Source organism: Streptomyces sp. MJM8645 (genome assembly GCF_001625365.1).
In the GTDB taxonomy this organism is placed as follows: Bacteria; Actinomycetota; Actinomycetes; order Streptomycetales; family Streptomycetaceae; genus Kitasatospora.
Window position 1 is genome coordinate 526790 of the sequence record NZ_LJJF01000002.1, and the last position, 16035, is coordinate 542824.

Here is a 16035-nt window from a genome sequence, read left to right on the forward strand (position 1 = left end):
TCCCAGCAGCTTGGTTTATATCACCACGATGGAATCCAAATCCCGATGTGCGCACTCGTCGTCACGTCGTCTACAACCTGTACATCCACTTGGTTTCGTCACGAAGTACCGGCGCCGCGCCTTCACCGATGCCATGCTGACCAGCTACGAAGAGATCATGCGGGACGTGTGCACGGACTTCGAGGCCAAGTTGAGGCAGTTCAACAGCGCGCAGGATCACGTACAAACTTGTCGCCCGGGACAGCAGAGATGTAGTCGGTGACCTCGACATACCACTCGCCGTCGGCGCCCACCCTCTACTTGCCCGACCATTCGAGAAAGAACAGGGCCGCAGCCTCGATGCCGCCGCCCTGGTCGGTCTTCGGCTGCCGACCCCGGTCTGTTTGTCGCCAGTCAACTGTGGTCTACGCGAACCAGCGGGCACTGCGCCTGTGCCGCCCGGGCTCGATCTCCATGTCCGGCACCAGCCCCTCCCGAAGCAACCACAGCTGACGTCGCGCCACCTGCCGGGCGCGGCGCTCTTCGAGGGAGACAAGATCGGCCACCGCCCTTCCCCGGGTATTGCTGCGGGCGAAGGGGTACACGGCCACAGATCGCCGCACTTCCTGTGGAAGCGAGCACTGTCCCTCCCGAGCGGCCGAGCGCAGGCGCTCGGAGCTGTAGCGAAGCTCACGCACCAGAACCACCCGCCATGGGCTCCAGGGACACGAGGCATCCTGTCCAGGGCGGGAAGTGGTGCGGCGAATGTGATGGGCACTTCTGGCCATACCCTCACTCCTATCGCACGGCCCTGCACCGTCGCCACCGAGTTTGCCGCGGATCAAGGCACCGCCGTACACCAAGACCACCTGCTGCTCACCGTGCTCATCCGGATGCGGAACTTCCGTGTGGCATAGCCAATTTGGGTGAAGGTTTGCCCACCGATCGACGGCAAGGCGACGGGGCGCCGTAGCCTCGGTGGCGACCCGTCGCCGCCGAGGTGCGCGATCCGTTCGGTGCCACGGGAATTCGTCGACTCGGAAAGGCCATCGGCAGAAATGACACTCTCATCGGGCTCATCGGGCGGGAACGACGCGACGACCGGCGGGCCCTCCCGCCGCAGGGTCCTCAAGATCGGCATCGGCGTCGCCGTGGGGGCGGGGGCCATCGGCTCGGGTGCCCCCGCAGCGATCGCCGGCGGTCCGAACGACCCTCCGAGCCCGACGGTCGCGACCAAGGTGAAGAACCTCAGCGGCCCGGTCGAGACCGGGCCGTTCGCCTCGCCGTGGACCGACCTCGGCATCCCGGTGCTGTGTCCGGACGGCACCATGCTCTTCGTCTGCGGCGACACCTTCGACGGCGCCCAGGTGGGCGCAGCCGACTGGCGTGCCCCGGTCGGCCTGCGCTCCAGCAGCGCCGACCTGAACAACCTGCGCATCGACGGCAGCGTCGGCGGCAGCCACGCCAACAGCCTGGTCGACGAGCCGCACAACCCCGTCGGCGACAAGGCCACGACGGCGATCCCGTCCGACGTGTTCGTCGTCGACGGCGTGATGTACATGCACCTCATGCGCGGCGTCATCTACGACACCCACCACACCGACTTCTGGCGCTCCACCGACAACGGTGAGACCTGGCAGTACCTGTGCCAGTGGCCGGGCGACCTGTACGGCGGCCAGTTCCAGCAGAAGACGTACGCCGTGGCCGACGACGGCTACTGCTACGTCCTGTCCACGGTCTTCAACCGCGACGTGGAATCGGGAATGCTGCTGCACCGGGTACGGAAGGAGAGCCTCGGCAATCCGGACGCCTACGAGCCGTGGGGCTACGCCGACGGCGGCTGGCGGTGGAACGCGCCCGCCCCGACGACCGTCTTCGGCACCCGCAAGTGGGGCGAGATGTGCTTCCGCGCCATGGACGGCAAGTACGTCCTCACGTGGCTGAACATGGACCAGCTGTCGATCAGGGCGATGGTCTTCGCCCTCCCGACCTCGGACCTGACCACGACGCTGGAGCAGGCCATGATCCTCCCCTGCGCCCCGGGCCAGGAGGTCGCCAACCTGGTCGCCAGCCCGTACGGCGGTTTCGTCATCCCCGGCTCGACGTTCGGCAACTTCCACATCGTCGTCAGCCAGTGGTACGACCCGACGAACTACCGGATCATGCAGTACCGGGTCAACATGCTGTCCTGAGCCCGTACCGGCTTCGGGCCGATGCCGCCGGCCCCGCGTCGGGCCCGGGGCGGCCTCGCGTCGGCCCGGAAATCGTGTCGACCGTGCTCGCCTCGTCCGGTACGGTCGCGGGGTTGTTTCGCCGCCGGGAGCCCGCGCCGTTCGCGTGGGGTCTCCCCGGCGGTTCCCCGGCTGAGAGCAGGTACTCGTCATGGCGTGTCGTATCGGTGAGCTGGTGCTGGGTTGCCGCGACCCCGAGGTGCTGGCGCGGTTCTGGTGCGAGGTCCTGGACTTCGTCGTGCTCGGTCGCGAGGACGACGGCTCGATGGAGATCGGGCCGCGCGAAGGGTTCGGCGGTGCGCAGCCGACGATCTTCCTCAGCCGCCGGGACGAACCGGAGGCGGGCAAGTCCCGGCTGCACATCGACGTGAACGCCACCGACCGCGACCAGGACGCCGAGCTCGAACGCCTTCTGGCGCTCGGCGCCCGCCCGGCCGACATCGGCCAGACCGGGCAGGAGCAGTGGCATGTCCTGACCGACCCCGAAGGCAATGAGTTCTGCCTGCTCAAGGCCCGCATCGACCCGCTCTGATGCCCATCGGCCACGCCTCGGCGCCAGGTTCCGGGCACTCGGGCTCTGCCGCGAAGTCCGGTGCGGCGGAGGTGCCTTGATCGGTCGCGAATCTGACGTGGCGAAAGTCTTGTGCAGAGACGTTCAACCGAGAAGGCCAGGGATGACGAACCCGTGAAACGTACGCCGGTGAACGTGAAGCAGCGAGCGGGCGGCGCTCGGACTCTGCTGCTGATTCCCGCCGCGACGCTGCTCGCCTCGGGCTGTGCGTCCGCACCGGAGAGCAGCGCCGCCGGGCAAGGTGAGGACCGCCGCCCGACCGCCGTCGTGACGACCCCGGCGGAGGTGCGGACGGACGTCGAACCGTTGAAGCGCCGCTTCCCGCAGCTGGGTGAGCTGTCCGCGACGAAGTGGGTCGGCCGGGTGCTGACGAAGAACTCCGTGCCGGAGATCCCCGGTCCGACCGACGTGAGCCTGGACGGGGTGGCGCAGCTCGATCCGGCGACGCTGACGGCGATCACGGGCAGCGGGACGTGGCGGGAGGGCGGCATCGGATGCGGTGTCCCGCAGGAGATAGCCGCCGAGGTCGGGGACACGATGGCGTGGCTCCACAGTGAGGCCTTCGACAAGTCGGTCACGCGGACCCAGTACACAGGGAGCTTCTACTTCGACAGGCAGACCAACCGCGTGTACTTCTGCACGGTGAACCCGAAGGACCGAACCAGCTGATTCCCGCCGTCCGGCGGTTCGCTGCTCGCCCGATGGCGCGGGGCCGGGGTCCGATGGCCCCGCGCGATCGGCTAACGGGAGAAGTAGGCCTTGACGCTCACGGCCGGTCCACCCGAGTATTTCTGAACGGCCGTCCTTGCGTCTCCAGACACAGCCACGGAAACGGTGCCTGCGGGAGGAACGGTGATCAGCCCGCCGATCGGGACCACTTCAATCGCCTGCTGGGGCGTTCCGGCCGGTGTCTGGTTGTAGACCAGGTAGACGATCCGGACCGATACGGCCGCGTTGTTCGGGTTCTTCACGATGACCTGGTCGAATGCGTCGAACTTGGTCAGCTGCTGGCCTGCGGAATCCGCCGGCTCGGCCTCGACCGCGGACGCGTCCGCCGGAAGGTCCGCCGCGGCGAGTTCTTTGACGGTCACTCTGACATTGGCGACCCGTTGGGCGTCAGCCCCGTGGAAGGCCAGGACGTCGTAGCCACCGCCGGGCTGGATGACGAGACTGCCTCGGTCACTCCCGTACGCCGTGGTGACCTGCACGTCGGGCAGATCGTTACCGCTGCCGTCCACTGCCGTGATCGTCAGAGTGGGCGCCGCGCTGGCCTGCCCGTCGTTGTCGATGGACAGCGTCTGATCGATGTACTCATGTTTGCCCAGCGCGTGGTAACTGAAGGACAGTGATGTGGCTGTCGGGCCTGGTGCAGCGGCAGGTGTGGCGGGAGTTGCGGCAGTCGGCGCCGCATCGGTCGCGCTACTTGCTTGGGACGGCCCCTTCGCGGGGGTCGTGGAGGCACCACTCGGGTCGCAGCCGGTCAACGCGGCGACACCGAGGACGATGCCCACAACCGCCCGGATCCGGAGGGCGGAGGTGCCCCGCCTGCTCCGAACGAAAGATCGATCAATCCTTGACATTTGCCGGAGACTAGCGCAAGCGGAGGACACGGGGGCTCCGCTCTTCGCTCCCGACTGGGCGGGACGGCAGCAGCCGCGCCCGCAGACGTGAGTTCTCCGCACTGTTTGGCGCTGCCCCAGCGATGTCGAACACCGGTGAGCCGACGAGCCGCCAGCGGCAAGGCGCCCGGCTCAAGGTGTGTGCTGCTACTCGGTGCGGCTCCGAAGCGCGGCGAGGGTCTCCTCGACCAGCGCCCGTGCCTCGGCCACTGTGGCCGCCAGCAGTTCGGCGCTCTCTCCGGGCGCCCCCAACAGGCGGCGGACTCGTGGGCCGAAGCCGGTTGGCGCGGCCGGAAGTGTCTCGGCGACGGCCAGCGCGCCCTTCTCGTTGAGGCACCAGCGCCGGCCGTCGGCGAACATCGCTTGCACCAGCACGCCGACGGCCCGGGACAGGCAGAGTGAGACGTACAACGTGTCCGCCCGTGCCGCGCCTTTTGCTGCGGCGCCGACCAGGAATTCCGCCTCCCAGGCTCCCGCCGCCAAGGCCTCTCGCAACGGTTCGGGGTAGGTCGAGGCCTTCTGCTGAAGGTCCGTCAGTTCGCGGGCCGGGTCGGCCAGGACCTGGCCGAGCGCCACCTCGCCCGCGTAGCAGGGCGACCAGAAGCCGAGGGGATGTCCCGCCTGCACGCCGACTTCGTACCGGCCTTCGCGGCAGTCCGCCCACACCTGCTCGACCCGGTCCACGTCCCGCAGGATCCAGTCCACCGCCACGCCGTCGACCTGCAGCCACGCGCCGCCGTTCACCCACGGCCCCCAGCCGCCCGGGCCGGCCACCTCCACCTCGGGGCCGGCCAGCGCGCGCAACGCGGCGAGATCGAGCCCGCCACGGTAGTAGACGCCGAGATCCCAGTCCGAATCCGGCCGGTGCTCTCCGCGGGCCCGGCTGCCGCCGAGCATGACTCCGACGACGCCCGGCACCTCGGCCAGGCGGTTGGCCATCTCCTCGATGATCGCTCGCACGGAGCGAGTCTGGCAGTCACCCATGCGTCGGGCCAGCCGTTTCCGCCGGTGGTCATCGGATGCGGGGGCTTCGAGGGCGGTGCGTGCCGGAGCCGGTGGTCGGCTCCGGCACCAAGGCCCCTGCCCGATGGGACAGTTGGCCGCAGGGGCGGCGTCAGACCTGGTAGCGGTCCGGGGCGAGCAGGTGCAGGTGTTCGGCGACCCAGTCGGAGGTGTGGCGCAGGCCCTCGTCCAGGCCGACCTGGGGCTGCCAGCCGGCCAGGTCGCATGCCTTGCGGTTGTCGGAGAGCAGCCGTTCGACCTCGCTGCCGCCGGGGCGCAGCCGGGTCGGGTCGACGACGATGTCGGCGTCCCGGCCGGAGGCGACGATCAGGGCCTTGGCCAGGTCGCCGATGGACACCTCGCTGCCGGTGCCGAGGTTGACGGTCTCGCCGAGCGCGCGGTCGGCGCGGGCGATGGCCAGGAAGCCTTCCGCGGTGTCGGTGGCGTAGGTGAAGTCCCGGGTGGGGGTGGTCGAGCCGAGCCTGATCTCCCGTGCGCCGGAGTGGAGTTGGGCCAGGATGGTGGGGATGACGGCGCGGGCGGACTGGCGCGGGCCGTAGGTGTTGAACGGGCGGACGACGGCGACCGGCAGTTCGAAGGCGTGCCAGTAGGAGAGTGCCATCATGTCCGCGCCGATCTTCGAGGCGGAGTACGGGGACTGCGGCTGGAGCGGGTGGTGCTCGTCGATGGGTGCGGTGATCGCGGTCCCGTACACCTCGCTGGTGGAGGTGTGCACCAGGCGGGCGCCGTGCCGCAGGCAGGCGGCGGCGATGTTCTGGGTGCCCACGACGTTGGTCTGCACGTAGGCCTCGGGGGCCTGGTAGCTGTAGGGGATGCCGATGAGCGCGGCGAGGTGGAAGACGGTGTCGCAGCCGGCGACGGCGTCCAGGACCCGGCCGGCGTCGCGGACGTCGCCGGCGAGCATCTCGACGGGGCTGTCGGGGTCGGCCAGGTAGTGGGCGAGGTATCCGCGCTCGGCGTACGGCTTGTAGTGGACCAGGGCCCGGACGCGGGCGCCGCGGGCGACCAGCAGGTCGACGAGGGTGCTGCCGATGAAGCCTTCGGCGCCGGTGACCAGGACGGTCCGGCCGGTCCAGTCCTGGTGTGCGGCGGGGGTGTTGGGGTGGGCGGGGCGGTTCATGGTGGTCCTCCGGTGGTTCGGGGCGGGTGGTCGGCGGTCAGTGGTCAAGCGGTCGAGCGGTCAGCGGTCGTACGGGCCGGGGACGGGGGCCGGGACGGCGGGCGGCGCGGGTGCCGGGGTCCGGCCGATGACGCGGAGCACCTTGGCGGCCAGCAGGTCGGCGGCGCGCGCGTGGTCGCCCGGGTCGGCGGCCTGCGCCATCGCGGCGAGCCGGGCCGGGTCGGCGAGCAGGGGTTCCACGAGGGCGGCCAGCCGTTCGCCGGTGCACTCGCCGTCCGGCAGCAGCAGGCCGGCGCCGGCGTCGGAGAGGACGCGTGCGTTGTGGGTCTGGTGGTCGTGCGGCGCGTGCGGGTAGGGCACCAGCACGGCGGGCATCCGGAGGCTGGAGAGTTCGGCGACGGTGGCCGCGCCGGCGCGGCACACCATGAGGTCGGCGGCCGCGTAGGCGAAGTCCATCCGGTCCAGGTAGGCGACGGCGTGCGCCACCGGGTTGCCGTCCAGTGCGGCCCGGACCTGTGCCAGCGCGGCCGGGCCGGTCTTGATCAGCAACCGCCGGTCGGTGCGGTGGCGCCAGCGTCCGGCCAGTTCGACGGCGGCCGCGGTGAGGCGGGCGGCGCCGAGGCTGCCGCCGTTGAAGACCAGCAGCCGGACGCCGTCCGGGACGGCGAAGTGCCGACGGGCCTCGGCGCGCAGCGCCGCCCGGTCGAGCTGGGCGACGGCGCCGACCAGCGGCATCCCGACGGTCTGCGCCGAACGGCCGGCGGGCAGGTGCTCGCGGGTGCGGTCGAAGGCGAGCGCGATGTGCGGGGTGAGCCGGGCGGCGAAGCGGTTGGCCCGCCCGGGCACCGCGTTCGACTCGTGCACCACGCTCGGCAGCCCGGCCATCTTGGCGCCGACGATCACCGGCGCGCTCGGATAACCACCCATGCCGACCGCGACCTGCGCGCCCTGGGCCCGCAGGATCTCCCGGCAGTCCCGGCCGGAGCGCAGCAGCGCCGCGGGCAGCAGGTAGCGGCGCGCGCCGAGGGAGGCGTCGAAGGGGATCATGTCGACGGTGTGCAGCCGGTAGCCGGCCTGCGGGATGAGGGTGGTCTCCAGTCCGCGTTCGGTGCCGACGAAGGAGATCACGGCCCGCGGGTCGGCTCTGCGCAGCGCCTCGGCCAGTGCGAGGCCCGGGTAGATGTGTCCGCCGGTGCCGCCGGCGCCGATCACCACCGACAGGGGGTGGGCCGGATCGTGGTTGGCATGGTTGCCGTGTTCTGTCCGCATGCCGTCGAGCTTGCTGAGGCCGCCTAAGAGAGTTCTCAGAGTCGTTCTGAGAGGGTTGTCCGCATGAGCAACGGGCAGAGAGTGCTGGTCGTCGACGACGATCCGGAGGTACGGGCCGCCGTCGAGGACGGGCTGGCCGTCGAGGGCTACCAGGTGCGCGGCGCCGCCGACGGGCTGGCGGCGCTGAACGAGGTGTCCGGCTGGCAGCCCGACGCGATGGTCCTCGACCTGATGATGCCCGTCCTCGACGGCCTGGCCGTCTGCCGCCGACTGCGGGCCCTGGGCGACCGGCTCCCGATCCTGGTGCTCACCGCGCGCGACTCGGTGAGCGACCGCGTCGACGGCCTCGACGCGGGGGCCGACGACTACCTGGTCAAGCCGTTCGCGCTGGACGAGCTGACCGCCCGACTGCGCGCCCTGCTGCGGCGCAGCGCCCCGGCCGCCGAGGAGCCCGGCTACCGCTTCGCCGACCTGGAGGTCGACCCGGCCACCCGGACCGGGAGCAGGGCCGGGCGGCCGGTGGAGTTCTCGCGCACCGAGTTCGCACTGCTGGAGGTGCTGCTGCGCCACCCCGGCCAGGTGCTCCCGCGCGAGGTGATCATGGAGCGGGTGTGGGGCGCCGACTTCGGCCCCGACTCCAACTCCCTCGCCGTCTACGTCGGTTACCTGCGCCGCAAGCTGGAGGCCGGCGGCGAACCCCGGCTGGTGCACACGGTGCACGGGGTCGGCTACCGGCTGGACCGGGCTTGAGGGCGCACGCGCGCTGGCGACGCCGGCGCCCGCTGCGCACCCGGCTGGCCCTCGCCTGCACGGCCGCGGTCGCCGTGGTGGCGCTCGGGATCAGCGCGGCCGCGTTCAGCATCGTCCGCTACGAGCTCAACCACCAGCTCGATCAGCACCTCACCCAGCAGGCCACCCTGGTGCAGCAGCAGCACCGCGACCAGGGGCCGCAGGTCGTCTACGGCGAGTGCAACTTCCTGGCCGCCCCGGCCTGCGCGCAGATCGTCTCCGCCGACCCCGGCAAACCGCCGAACGAGCCGTACCTGCTGCCCGTCACGCAGACCACCCGCCAGGTCGCGAACCGGCAGCGGGCCGGCTACTTCACCGACCTCACCATCGGCGGCCACCCGGCCCGGATGCTCACCACCCCGATGATCGCGGCGCCGCCCGGCGCCCGGCAGGCCGTCCAGGTCGCGCTGCGCGCCGACAGCGTCCAGGAGGGGGTGCGGCAGGCCGGCGCGCTGATGGCGGCCGTCGCGGCGGCGGGCCTGCTGCTGGCCGCCGTCCTCGGGCGCACCGTGGCCCGCACCGCCCTCGCCCCGGTCGCCCGGCTGACCCGCACCGCCGAACGGATCGCCGACACCCGGGACGCGGGGCTGCGGATCGACCTGCCGCCCGGGCGCCGCGAGGACGAACTGACCAGGCTGGCCGGCAGCTTCAACACCATGCTGGGCGAACTGGAGCAGTCCGTGGCCGCCCAGCGCAGGCTCGTCGCCGACGCCTCGCACGAGCTGCGCACCCCGCTGACGGCGCTGCGCACCAACGCCGAACTGCTGGCCCGTGCCGACCGGTTGACCGAGGGCCAGCGGGAGCGGGCGGCGGCCGCGCTGCACCGCCAGCTACGCGAGGTGACCGGACTGGTGAACGACCTCATCGAGCTGGCCCGCGACGAGGAGCCGCAGCCGCTGCTCGAACAGGTCGCGGTCGGCCGGCTCGTCGGGCACTGCGTCGACACCGCGCGCGGCCACTGGCCGGCGATCGCCTTCACCCTGGACGACGACGCGGACGGCGCCCCGGGCCACGGCGCCGCCGAGCGCACCGTCCCCGGCGCACCGGCCCGGCTGGCCCGACTGGTCTCCAACCTCCTCGACAACGCGGCCAAGTTCAGCCCGCCGGGCGCCACGGTCGAGGTCCGGCTCACCGCCGGACTGGAACTGACCGTCCGCGACCACGGCCCCGGCATCGCGCCCGAGGACCTGCCGTACGTCTTCGACCGCTTCTACCGGGCCTCCGCCGCCCGCGCCCTGCCCGGCTCCGGGCTCGGGCTCGCCATGGCGCGCCAGATCGCCCACGCGCACGGCGCCACCCTCACCGCCGAGGCCGCCCCCGGCGGCGGGGCGCTGTTCCGCCTGCGGCTGCCGGGCTGAACGGGACGGCCCGCTTCCGACCCGCCGTCCGAGCGCCCACCCGTCACCGCGCTGCCGGTTGGCGGCAAACGACGGCGCCACGGCGCGTACGCGGACCTGACGCCGGTTTCCGTGTCGGAGGCGAGGGAGTACGCGGAGAAGCACGGCTACGACCACCTGGCAGCGCTGACCGACCCGTCCTACTCCGACGACCCCCACCACGTCCGGTGCAGGTACTGCAGCCGCCTCGCCGCCGAACGGCTGGGGGGACATCGCGTTCGGTTGCCGGTGCCAGACCAACCCGAACCGCGCGCGACAGACCTCCAGCCAACGACGAGGACCCCCGTACCGTCACCGTTGCCGGGCTCGTGTGACTGGAACCGGTACCTGGCGGTTGGAACCGACAGGTGGCGGCGCCCTGGTCTCGCCACGCTGAGTCGCCTGAGCCAGCGACGCGTTGAGTGGGGTCTGCTCACGAGAGTTGAAACCGGTGCGGCCGGCGCCGACTAAGCTCACCTCCATGTCCGAGCCGGCCCCTGCCCCTCGTATGCAGTCCTTGATCAACCAGCTCCGGCCGGGGGCCATGAGAACGGTGAAGGTCACCGGGTTCGACGGAGCGGATGTCCTCGTGCAGCTCGTAGATGCCGAAGGGGAGAAAGCCGAGATCATTCCCTTTGGCGTGTTCGCGCAGCTTGATCCCGACGTTGTGGGATTCCCTCATCTCTCTGAGCTGACCGGCGAACCGGTCGAGACTCCGGATCTGCTTGTCGATGAAGGCGAGCTGATCACGGTGAACGTAGCCGAGGTCGACCTCCAGCGTCACCGGGTACGGCTACGCGCGGCCGGCGGAGCGGACACATCTCACGACTGGTCGCAAGAAGCGTGACCACCCGGTGCCAACAATCACGTCCCGCTGATCAGAAGACGCCAGCTCGCCTGGTCCTACTGGTTCCAACTACCGTGTCCTGGCTCATGACCGCGCCGGAGTTCAGTGGTTGCCGCCGAGAGGGAGTCCTGTGAAAGTCTGATTGTTTCATCCGTTGTTTCGAACTCGCCTTATGCTTACGAGGGTTGACGTCCATCGGGGATGCGGCCTGCTGTGGGCATGGGCGAGGGCAGGGCCTACCCGGGCGATCCTTTACCAGGCCCGTACCGGCTGCCAGTGGCGCCACCTGCCCCCAACTCAAGCTGAAATCCGACAAAGGTTCGCAGAACGCCCTCGCTGGGCGAGAAGTTCGCCATAGGCCACCTCCAGTTCCCTGTGAAGTTCGATCACAAATGAACTCGAACGGACGCTCTCGGGCCGGCTCGCAGCGGTGACGGTCAAGGCGAGGATCGGGCCGATGGTTTCTGTGAGAATGCCGCGCTTTCGGTACGAAGTGGCGTTTCACCCAACGGCGTTGCGGGGATGAAAGGGTTAATTCAACCGCCGGGCTGCCTATCCCTCCTCAGGGTGAGCGGCCCGTGGCTATGCCCAGTGTGCGGTCAGTCGTCGATGTGCCCCAGGGCGGGATCTGCGGTCCTGGACGATTTCTACACGACGGCTCGACGGGACGAGGGCAGCCCCCACCGAAGGGGTCCGCATGAGTACGGACGTTCAGATAGCAGCGCAGGAACTGCTGCCGATCCCCAGCCCTGTTGGCCACGCCCCCACCGGCCAGGTGGCGGCGGCAGGCCCCGAAGACCCTACGATCGCTGTCGGCACCAGTCCTGTCGGGCTGGCGTTCACCCCCAGCGGTGACCTCTACGTCACCAACAGCGGCTCGAACACTGTGACGCTGATCGACACCAGCACCGACACCGTCACCATCGCGAGCATCCCCGAAGGCGGCACCACCCCGAGCTGGCTGACGGTCGCCCCCAACGGCAACGCCTACATCCCCAACAACGGCTCGGCCAACGTGTCGGTGCTGAACACCGCCACCAACACGCTCGTGGGCGCCCCGATCCCGCTGTCCGGCGGTCCGGCCGCGGCGGTGGTCGTTCCCAGCGGCAACGTCTATGTCAGCCAGTTCTTCGCGAACAGCGTGTCCCTGATCAACACCACCACCAACACCGTTACGGGCGGGCCCATCGCCGTCGGCTCCAACCCGGTCGGAATGGCCGTCGCACCCAACGGCAACGCCTATGTCGCCAACCGAGGGTCGAACAACGTCACGGTGATCGACACCAGCACCAACACCGTGGTGGGCGCCGCCATCCCCGTCGGCACCCAGCCGAACTTCATCGCGATCGCCCCCAACGGCAACGCCTACGTCGCCAACATCGCATCCAGCAACGTGACGGTCATCGACACCACCACCAACACCGTCCTGGTCCCCAGCATCCCCGTCGGCTCCAGCCCTTGGGGAATCGCGGCCGCCACCAACGGCATCGTCTACACGGCCAACCTCGGGGCCAACAACGTGACGGTGATCGACACCAGCACCAACACCGTGGTGGGCGCCGCCATCCCCGTCGGCACCGAGCCGATCGACGTGGCGGTCGCCCCCAACAGCAAGGTCTATGTCGCCAACTTCGGGTCGAACAGCGTTAGCGTCTTTCAGGGCGCGCCCACGCTGAGCGGCATCAGTCCCAACCACGGATCCACCACCGGCGGCACCGTGGTGACCATCACCGGTACCAACCTGACCGGCGCCAGCGTCACCATCGGCGGCAACCCCGCCACCAACGTCATCGTCAATGCCGCGGGCACGCAGATCACCGCCACCACCCCGCCCGGGGCGGCCGGACCGGCCACCGTCACCGTCGCCACCCCCAGTGGCACCGCCAGTCTGGTCAACGGCTTCACCTACTTGGCCGACGCCACCTCGCTGACCGCGACCCCGGCGCTGGCCAAGCTGTTCCCGCCGCAAGTGTTCTACCCGTTCCTCAACGCCACCCTGGTCGACCTCGTCACCGGACTGCCGGTGCCCGGCCAGACCATCACCTTCAGCACCGGCAACCGGACCCTGGGCACCGCCATCACCAACGCCGAAGGCACCGCCCAGCTTTCCGAGGCGATCACCTTCCCGCTGATCCTCGCCAACGACGGCTACACCGCCGCCTTCGCCGGCACCGCCGGCCTGCTGCCCTCCACCGCCAACGCAGGCGTCATCATCCCGTAGCCGGCGAGGAGGCAGAAGACGAAGGCGGAGCAGGGCTCTTGGCGTAGTAGCCCGGGGAACGGAGACCTGAGAGCTCGTCACACAGTCCTGCGCTGTGATCACTGCTGGGGCGCGTTTCGAAAGTGCTGGTCCCAGCCATTCGTTGATGGCTGCGACCAGCACTGTTGCAACGACCCCTCCGTTGTCCGCAGGGGCACCACCCGCGAATATCCCCGTACACCTACCTGCACTCGGGCTGCCCCTCCTGCCGGAGCCAGGAGAGCCGCACCGCCCGGCTGGAAACCCTGGAAGCCGTCGCCGTCGAACCCGCCCCGTTCAGGATCGGTCCGGAGATCGCTTCCCAGTGGCACCCGACCCGCAACGGCCGCATCAGCCTGGCCAAGCTCTCCCCCGGGTCACGCAGAACGGTGTGGTGGCAGGGCAGGACCCCTGCTGCGACCACGAGTGGCAGGACACGCCGGAGCAGCGGGACAAGGGGCAGCGCCTGCGCTGCCCCGAATGCCGCACGATCCTCGACTCGCTCGCGTTCCACTTCCCGGAACTCGCCGCCGAGTGGTCGTCCGTGAACCCGCTCTCGGCCTGGCACGTGCGCCCCAGCGGTCAGACGGCCTTCGTCCCGACATGGGTCTGCACCGCCGACCCCGCGCACGTGTGGCAGACACCCCTAGCCTCCCGCGCGGCCGGCAGCGGGTGCCCCGAGTGCAGGGAACACGGCAAGTCCCGGATCGAGCTCGACCACCACGCGGCCGCCGAACGCGCGTTCGGCAGAGCATCGTCCGGTCAGGCCGTACGCCATGCCGCGTTCGTCCGGCGCAGCGTCTGGCACGTCGACATCACGGTCGAACTCTCCGGCGGCCGGAAGCTCGCCGTGGAGTACGACGGGTCCTACTGGCACGCGGACAAGGCCGATGTCGACGAGGAGAAGTCCCGTGACCTGCCGGCTGCGGGGTACCTCGTCGCGCGGCTGCGCGAGCATCCGTTGCCCGCGCTGCCGATCGACGATCCCGGGTACGCCGAGTTCACCGTCCACTCGACCGTCTCCGACCCGGACGGTGTGATCGAGCGGGTGAAACGCTGGACGTCCGAACACTGATTGATCACGGAACACGCCGTGACGGCAAAAGGTGCGGCCTCAGGCTGTCGCCTGGCGCTCGCGCAGGACGACGGCCCCTTCGCCGTCGAGTTGGTCGCAGTAGGGCGCGCGGCCGGCCATCGCCATGACCAGGGCCAGGGTGGTGCCGGACACCCGTGGGCCGTCACCGGCGACGAAGGGGCCGTCGGTGGCCGCCAGCCGCAGGCCTGCGGCACGCTTCTTGGAGAGGACGGGCAGGTCGGAGCCCTGGTAGTAGGCGGCCAGGGCGGTCAGGACGTCAACCGGGTAGTCGCGCTCGATACCGAGCGGTCGGCGGATGTCCTCCGCATGCACGACGGTCTCCCCGAGCATCGCCACTCTCGGCAGGGGCGGCTTGGTCGTGCTGGTGATCACCTGGCGGAACCGCGCGAGCGTCTCGGCCGGAGCGGCGCCCATGTGCTCGGCCAGCCGCAGGGCAACCTGCCGGTCGAAGTCGAAGCGACAGCGGACCACACCCGCCATCCACCGCACCGGGCCGAGGCTCGCCCCGGCGGTCATGTGCGCGAGCACCTCGCGGACGGTGAACCGGTCGCAGAGGGACCGGGTGGCCCACTGCCCCTCGTCCAGTCCCGCCAGGTCGGCGGCCAGGGCTGCCCGTTCGGCGTGGACCTGCTCCCAGGTGTCCGTCGCGGGTCGAGGACTGTCGTTCGGTGTCGACGGTGGCATGCGGGCACTGCTCCTGCGCGGTAGTCGGACGGGCGCCGAACCGGGCACCGGCGAAGCGAAGCTTCGCACGCGTGAAGCCGCTGCGCATCCTCCGCAGCCGTGCGCGGGCCCGTTGCCGCCGCGCTCACGCGCCACCCGTACCAGACCCCCGAACTGCCGCGCCCGCAAACCCGTGAACGTCTCCACCCTGTGACTCACGGCACCGCACAGTGCCGCTGCAAGCCGCCCGTCAGCGCATGTGTGTCCCACCGTTGATGTCGAACGTGGCGCCGGTGACGTAGCCGGCGCCGGCGCCGGGCTCCTCGGCCGACGGCCCAGCAAGGTTTCCGACTCGGCATCAAGGTTGTCTGAGCCGGACCTTGGCAGGCGCCGCCGCCGAGTCGGTCGTGCGTGGGTGGGTGGGTTACCAGGTGAGGAGGATGTAGCCGGGGCCGCCCTCGTTGCCGGTGCCGGCCGGATTCCGGCCGCTGGCGCCGGCCTGGCCGGGTGTGTCCTCGGAGCTGGGATAGACGCCGCCGCCGTCGCCGCCCACGCCGCCCGCACCCCCGTCCGCGCCGCTCAGGCCGTTACCGCCCCGGCCGGTGCCGGCGGGCAGGGGCACGGTCGCCTGCCCGGGTGCGCCACCGGTTCCGCCGCGTCCGCCGGAGCTCCCCTGCGATGCGGGACCCCCGTCACCCTCACTGCCCTGAAGGCCTGTTCCGCCGGCGCGGGCATCGGAGGTGGATCCGGCGCTCCCGCCGGCTGTTCCGGGGGCGCCGGGGGAGCCGACGGCATCGGTCCCCCTGCACGTGTTCCTCGGTGGGAACAGGACGCTGCCGGGCTTACCCGTGACGGCGGGGCCGCCCGCGGCTCCCGCGCCGCCCGCCCCACCCCGTGCCCCGGTTCCGCCCAGACCGCCGACTCCGCCCCGGGTCCCGCCGGCGCGTTCGCCGGGCTTCCCGCCGCCGCCCCCGCCTCCGGGACCGCCCGCCCCGCCGAACGTTCCGGACAGTGCATCCGCACGGACGTGGCGTCCCCCGACCGAGGTCGCGCCGCTGTTGGTGGAGCCCTGCGAGCCGTTTGTGCCGGTGCCCCCGCCTCCACCGGCCGTGCCCGGGGTGAACGTGGCATCGGCCCGCCCGCCGGAACCGCCGCTCCCTCCGGTGCCCACGCCCGTGGGATCCGCTCCGGCAACGACCGCGACGAGCAGCCG

General features: G+C 70.9%; 14 protein-coding genes and 1 pseudogene. 9 read left to right on the top strand and 6 right to left on the bottom strand.

The window, feature by feature from the left end; translation table 11 throughout:
• Nucleotides 1–47 precede the first annotated feature (47 nt).
• The 4 genes and pseudogenes from A6F73_RS39875 to A6F73_RS33050 form a co-directional block, all read left to right on the top strand.
• Nucleotides 48–223 (top strand): annotated as a pseudogene (locus A6F73_RS39875) (transposase); the annotation flags it as partial.
• Between the two features lie 814 nt (nt 224–1037).
• Nucleotides 1038–2171, top strand: coding sequence for a DUF4185 domain-containing protein (locus A6F73_RS33040; RefSeq protein WP_063352048.1), 1134 nt, complete (start codon nt 1038–1040; stop codon nt 2169–2171).
• Between the two features lie 190 nt (nt 2172–2361).
• Entirely contained in the window at nt 2362–2742 is a 381-nt protein-coding gene (locus A6F73_RS33045; protein WP_063352049.1) for a VOC family protein, read from the top strand.
• Between the two features lie 174 nt (nt 2743–2916).
• Nucleotides 2917–3450, top strand: a complete 534-nt coding sequence (locus A6F73_RS33050; RefSeq protein WP_159398663.1) for a hypothetical protein — start codon at nt 2917–2919, stop codon at nt 3448–3450.
• 71 nt (nt 3451–3521) lie between these two features.
• Here A6F73_RS33050 and A6F73_RS41895 read toward each other — a convergent pair whose 3' ends face one another.
• From A6F73_RS41895 to A6F73_RS33070, 4 genes are all read right to left on the bottom strand, one after another.
• A complete protein-coding gene (locus A6F73_RS41895; protein ID WP_159398664.1) occupies nt 3522–4292 on the bottom strand; it encodes a hypothetical protein in 771 nt (256 codons plus the stop codon).
• Nucleotides 4293–4547: 255 nt separating this feature from the next.
• Nucleotides 4548–5339 carry a nucleotidyltransferase domain-containing protein gene (locus A6F73_RS33060; protein ID WP_208869265.1) on the bottom strand — a complete coding sequence of 264 codons (792 nt, stop codon included), beginning with the start codon at nt 5337–5339 and terminating at the stop codon, nt 4548–4550.
• Nucleotides 5340–5514: 175 nt separating this feature from the next.
• Complete coding sequence (locus tag A6F73_RS33065) at nt 5515–6543, bottom strand: SDR family NAD(P)-dependent oxidoreductase (RefSeq protein WP_063352053.1); 1029 nt, start codon at nt 6541–6543, stop codon at nt 5515–5517.
• A gap of 60 nt (nt 6544–6603) precedes the next feature.
• The gene (locus A6F73_RS33070; RefSeq protein WP_063352054.1) at nt 6604–7812 is read right to left on the bottom strand and encodes a UDP-N-acetylglucosamine--N-acetylmuramyl-(pentapeptide) pyrophosphoryl-undecaprenol N-acetylglucosamine transferase; all 1209 of its coding nucleotides are present in this window, start codon (nt 7810–7812) and stop codon (nt 6604–6606) included.
• 63 nt (nt 7813–7875) lie between these two features.
• On the opposite strand from A6F73_RS33070, the gene A6F73_RS33075 reads away from it, so the two are divergent.
• From A6F73_RS33075 to A6F73_RS42370, 5 genes are all read left to right on the top strand, one after another.
• Nucleotides 7876–8562, top strand: a complete 687-nt coding sequence (locus tag A6F73_RS33075; protein ID WP_063352055.1) for a response regulator transcription factor — start codon at nt 7876–7878, stop codon at nt 8560–8562.
• On the top strand, nt 8559–9959 hold the full coding sequence (locus A6F73_RS33080) for a HAMP domain-containing sensor histidine kinase (RefSeq protein WP_063352056.1): 1401 nt from the start codon (nt 8559–8561) through the stop codon (nt 9957–9959). The genes A6F73_RS33075 and A6F73_RS33080 overlap by 4 nt, the downstream gene beginning before the upstream one ends.
• A gap of 526 nt (nt 9960–10485) precedes the next feature.
• The gene (locus tag A6F73_RS33085; protein ID WP_244293848.1) at nt 10486–10824 is read left to right on the top strand and encodes a S1 RNA-binding domain-containing protein; all 339 of its coding nucleotides are present in this window, start codon (nt 10486–10488) and stop codon (nt 10822–10824) included.
• 697 nt (nt 10825–11521) lie between these two features.
• Nucleotides 11522–13045, top strand: coding sequence for a YncE family protein (locus A6F73_RS33090; RefSeq protein WP_063352058.1), 1524 nt, complete (start codon nt 11522–11524; stop codon nt 13043–13045).
• Between the two features lie 412 nt (nt 13046–13457).
• Nucleotides 13458–14138, top strand: coding sequence for a zinc-ribbon domain-containing protein (locus A6F73_RS42370; protein ID WP_063352059.1), 681 nt, complete (start codon nt 13458–13460; stop codon nt 14136–14138).
• Between the two features lie 39 nt (nt 14139–14177).
• Here A6F73_RS42370 and A6F73_RS33100 read toward each other — a convergent pair whose 3' ends face one another.
• Both A6F73_RS33100 and A6F73_RS39890 read right to left on the bottom strand, forming a co-directional pair.
• The gene (locus A6F73_RS33100) at nt 14178–14843 is read right to left on the bottom strand and encodes a maleylpyruvate isomerase family mycothiol-dependent enzyme (protein ID WP_063352060.1); all 666 of its coding nucleotides are present in this window, start codon (nt 14841–14843) and stop codon (nt 14178–14180) included.
• 403 nt (nt 14844–15246) lie between these two features.
• Nucleotides 15247–15444, bottom strand: coding sequence for a hypothetical protein (locus A6F73_RS39890; protein WP_079136478.1), 198 nt, complete (start codon nt 15442–15444; stop codon nt 15247–15249).
• Nucleotides 15445–16035: the final 591 nt, after the last annotated feature.

What these genes read in the sequence shown, in the direction of transcription:
- A6F73_RS33040 (WP_063352048.1), top strand. Translation starts at nt 1,038, where the DNA reads ATGACACTCTCATCGGGCTCATCGGGCGGGAACGACGCGACGACCGGC.
- A6F73_RS33045 (WP_063352049.1), top strand. Translation starts at nt 2,362, where the DNA reads ATGGCGTGTCGTATCGGTGAGCTGGTGCTGGGTTGCCGCGACCCCGAG.
- A6F73_RS33060 (WP_208869265.1), bottom strand. Translation starts at nt 5,339, where the DNA reads ATGGCCAACCGCCTGGCCGAGGTGCCGGGCGTCGTCGGAGTCATGCTC.
- A6F73_RS33065 (WP_063352053.1), bottom strand. Translation starts at nt 6,543, where the DNA reads ATGAACCGCCCCGCCCACCCCAACACCCCCGCCGCACACCAGGACTGG.
- A6F73_RS33070 (WP_063352054.1), bottom strand. Translation starts at nt 7,812, where the DNA reads ATGCGGACAGAACACGGCAACCATGCCAACCACGATCCGGCCCACCCC.
- A6F73_RS33075 (WP_063352055.1), top strand. Translation starts at nt 7,876, where the DNA reads ATGAGCAACGGGCAGAGAGTGCTGGTCGTCGACGACGATCCGGAGGTA.
- A6F73_RS33085 (WP_244293848.1), top strand. Translation starts at nt 10,486, where the DNA reads ATGCAGTCCTTGATCAACCAGCTCCGGCCGGGGGCCATGAGAACGGTG.
- A6F73_RS33090 (WP_063352058.1), top strand. Translation starts at nt 11,522, where the DNA reads ATGAGTACGGACGTTCAGATAGCAGCGCAGGAACTGCTGCCGATCCCC.
- A6F73_RS33100 (WP_063352060.1), bottom strand. Translation starts at nt 14,843, where the DNA reads ATGCCACCGTCGACACCGAACGACAGTCCTCGACCCGCGACGGACACC.